Source organism: Wenyingzhuangia sp. (assembly GCF_039768515.1).
In the GTDB taxonomy this organism is placed as follows: domain Bacteria; phylum Bacteroidota; class Bacteroidia; order Flavobacteriales; family Flavobacteriaceae; genus Wenyingzhuangia.
On record NZ_JBDNAI010000124.1, the window covers coordinates 1 to 3,783 of the forward strand.

3 protein-coding genes, 1 tRNA gene and 1 pseudogene are annotated in these 3,783 nt (G+C 35.1%); 4 read left to right on the forward strand and 1 reads right to left on the reverse strand.

What is annotated here, in order from left to right; genetic code table 11:
• Positions 1-887: DUF2723 domain-containing protein (locus ABF281_RS07930; protein WP_347181142.1), on the reverse strand; the 887-nt coding region annotated here is incomplete at its 3' end.
• 231 nt (positions 888-1,118) lie between these two features.
• Here ABF281_RS07930 and ABF281_RS07935 point away from each other — a divergent pair.
• From ABF281_RS07935 to ABF281_RS07950, 4 genes and pseudogenes are all read left to right on the forward strand, one after another.
• Positions 1,119-1,189, forward strand: a tRNA-Gln gene (locus tag ABF281_RS07935).
• Positions 1,190-1,492: 303 nt separating this feature from the next.
• The gene (gene rimP / locus ABF281_RS07940; RefSeq protein WP_347181143.1) at positions 1,493-1,957 is read left to right on the forward strand and encodes a ribosome assembly cofactor RimP; all 465 of its coding nucleotides are present in this window, start codon (positions 1,493-1,495) and stop codon (positions 1,955-1,957) included.
• A gap of 9 nt (positions 1,958-1,966) precedes the next feature.
• Positions 1,967-3,217, forward strand: a complete 1,251-nt coding sequence (gene nusA, locus ABF281_RS07945) for a transcription termination factor NusA (protein WP_347181144.1) — start codon at positions 1,967-1,969, stop codon at positions 3,215-3,217.
• A 59-nt stretch (positions 3,218-3,276) separates the two neighbouring features.
• Positions 3,277-3,783, forward strand: a pseudogene (locus tag ABF281_RS07950) (translation initiation factor IF-2); the annotation flags it as partial.

The window sequence follows — 3,783 nt, forward strand, 5'->3', positions numbered from 1 at the left end:
GAAAGTAGGATTGTATTTCCTAAGTAAAGTTTATTTTTTCTGGTGTGTTTCAGTCCAAAGTAAAAACCAAGAACAATAACAATTCCTGCTATAATGGTTCCTGTGTTAAATGGGAGTCCTAAATTGTTGATAAAGAAAAGTTCTGAGGCACTGAAGAACAACAAAGTGTAAGGGAATAAAAACTTAAATACAAATGCAAGAATACCAATAGCTATAAGATTTGCAATGATAAAAGTTTTGACCGTATAATGGGAATAATAATGATTAAGGTATAAGAACACTAATGAAGGAATAACCAAAAGAGATAAAATATGAACCCCAAAAGAAAGTCCAATAATAAGAGATATCAAGAGGAGCCATCTATTGTTTCTAGGTTCACCAAAAGACTTTTCCCATTTTAACCCCAGCCAAAAAAGGAGTGCCATTAAAAAAGAGGACATTGCGTAAACTTCAGCCTCCACAGCACTAAACCAGAAGCTGTCTGAAAACGTGTAGGTTAAACTTCCGACAGTAGCACTTCCTAGGATAGCGATGGTTTTGTTGTTGTCTAGAGCTTTGTTTTTTATCGCTATTCTTTTGATCAAATTTGTTAAGGACCAAAACATGAAAAGAATGGTAAAAGCACTTGCTAGCCCTGACATAAAGTTAACCATATGAGCCACATGGTTGTCAGACAAACTAAACATGGCAAAAAACGCTCCAAGCATTTGAAATAGCGGCGCACCTGGTGGGTGACCTACTTCTAGTTTTACTGCAGTTGAAATATATTCTCCACAATCCCAAAAGCTAACCGTGGGTTCTAGTGTGAGGGTATAGGTCACTAATGAGATGGCAAATACAATCCATCCGGTGATGACATTCCATTTCTGATAATTGATTTCTTTCATGTTTTGTAATTCTAAAACTAAAAATGTAAACACAAATTTAACCAAATATATATGTCGAAGTCCTTTTACAGTAAAAAATCTTCTGTATAAAATAAGATAAACAAAAAATGAAAAACATTAAAATGTTGATTTTCAATCCACAGATGATAAGTTCTGATAAAAAGTGATTTTTTTTAAGAAAAAGTTTTGCAGAATTGTAGAGGTGACGTATATTTGCCACCGCTAACGCACTGTCCCATGGTGTAATGGTAACACATCGGTTTTTGGTACCGTCGTTCAAGGTTCGAGTCCTTGTGGGACAACTTCTAAGCTTGACAACATTAATGTTGTCAAGCTTTTTGTTCTATGGAAGCTTTTTTTCAAACAAGTACTGGACCAATCCTCACTTAGTCATTCCATGTTTATATGTAACAAATTATATTTTGTAGAGAAAGGCAGAAATCGTTAGAGAAATCTAGTTTTTTTGAGTTGTCATAGTGGTGAATACAACACATTTGGTCTTTAGAGATTAAAATATTGTAAATCAATAAAAAACTTGTATATTTGCGTTGAAATAATTCGAATGGATGTGTGGGGCTAATAAGCCCCACTTTTTATAGGTATACATGGACAAGAACAAAGTCGAAAATTATATTGATGAAGCGTTATCGGAGCACGAAGAATTATTTTTAGTGTCTTTGACCATAGGTGCTGAAAACAAAATATCCATTGTCATAGATGGAGACAAAGGAGTTCCGTTAAGAGAGTGTATCCGTGTAAGTAGAGCGGTAGAGGCTCAATTGGACAGAGAGGAAGAAGATTTTAGTATCGATGTTTCTACACCAGATATTTCTAAACCGATTACCTTAAAAAGGCAATATGTTAAGAATTTAGGCAGAACATTGAACGTTATAACAGAGGACGATAAGTATGAGGGAACTTTAGATGAGGTGACGGATGATCATATCGTTTTAAGCTGGAAAGCGAGAGAGCCAAAAGCAATTGGTAAAGGAAAAGTAACGGTTCAGAAATCAGTTACCCTTACCTATACAGAGATAAAGGAAACAAAAGTAAAAATATTATTTAGTTAAAATATATAAATGGAGAATATAGATTTAATTAATTCATTTTCAGAATTTAAAGATGATAAGAACATCGACCGTGTCATGTTGATGTCTATTTTAGAAGAAGTTTTTAGAGCCGCTCTAAAGAGAAAATACGGTTCTGATGATAATTTTGATATTATTGTAAACCCAGACAAAGGAGATTTAGAGATTTGGAGAAACCGTACGGTTGTTGAAGATGAAATGTCCGAGGACGACAATGAAGAAATTGAGTTGTCTGAAGCTAGAAAAATCGAACCAGATTTTGAGGTGGGTGAAGAAGTATCAGAAGAAATCAAACTACACCAACTAGGAAGAAGAGCGATCTTAGCGTTACGTCAGAATTTAATTTCAAAGTTATACGAACACGATAGTACTATTTTGTACAAAAAATTTAAGGAATTAGAAGGAGATTTGTATTCTGCTGAAGTTCACCACATCAAGCACAATGCAATTATTTTGTTAGATGATGAAGGAAACGAGTTGGTATTACCAAAGAGTGAACAAATTCGTTCAGATTTCTTTAGAAAAGGAGATTCTGTTAGAGGAATCATCAAGACAGCAGAATTAAGAGGGAACAAACCTGTAATCATATTGTCTAGAACTGCTCCTGAGTTTTTAACCAAGTTGTTTGAACAGGAGATTCCAGAGGTTTTTGATGGTTTGATTACTATAGAAGGTGTGGCTCGTATTCCTGGAGAAAAAGCAAAAATTGCGGTAGATTCTTATGATGATAGAATTGACCCAGTAGGTGCCTGTGTTGGTATCAAGGGGTCAAGGATTCATGGGATTGTACGTGAATTAGGAAATGAAAACATTGATGTGGTCAATTACACAAAAAACACTCAATTATACATTTCTAGAGCATTGAGTCCTGCTAAAGTGGTAAAAATGGATATCTTTGAGGCAGAAGGAGACAAGAAAGCAAAAGCTGAAGTATACCTAAGACCCGAAGAAGTATCCAAAGCTATTGGTAGAAATGGGGTAAACATAAGATTAGCGACTCAGCTTACTGGTTATGAAATTGACGTCTTGAGAGACGGTGTTGAAGACGACGAAGATGTTGAATTGACTGAGTTTTCTGATGAAATAGAATCATGGATTATTGACGAATTCAAGAGCATAGGTTTAGATACTGCGAAAAGTGTAATAGACAAGGATGTTAATGAATTGGTGAGCAGAACCGATTTGGAAGAAGAAACCATTGTAGAGGTTCAACGTATTTTAAAAGAGGAATTTGATAGTTAAAACAATAGTAGTTAACCATCAAAACATCTTCTTAAACAAAAAAACAGTAAAAATTACATATGTCTGTAAGCAAAACATTAAGGCTTAACAAAGTTTTACGAGAGTTAAACATATCTTTAGATAGGGCTGTAGAGCATCTCTCATCTAAAGGTGTAGAGATTGAGGCACGTCCTACCACAAAAATTTCTGGTGATGAGTACCAGATTTTATTAGATGGTTTTCAAACGGATGCCCAAAAGAAAGCTGATTCCAAAGAAGTAGGAGAAGAGAAAAGAAAGGAAAAGGAAGAATTACGTTTGGCTCAAGAAGAGAAGAAACGCAAGGAAGAGGAAGAAAGAAACAAAATTTTAAAAGCAAGGTCAGAAAAGCTTGAGCTTAAAACTGTTGGTAAAATAGATTTAGAGCCTAAAGCTTCACCTGTTAAAACAGAGGAACCAAAAAAGGTAGTCCCTGAAACGACTGAAGAAAAATCTGCAGACGCAACAGTGATAAGAGCCAATGCTCCCAAGTTAGGTGGACTCAAAATTGTTAAATCTGCTCCAGAGCTAGCGAAAGAGGTTACCAAA

Bases quoted from the DNA above. Each gene is read 5' to 3' on its own strand.
- rimP (WP_347181143.1), top strand. From the start codon at position 1,493: ATGGACAAGAACAAAGTCGAAAATTATATTGATGAAGCGTTATCGGAG.
- nusA (WP_347181144.1), top strand. From the start codon at position 1,967: ATGGAGAATATAGATTTAATTAATTCATTTTCAGAATTTAAAGATGAT.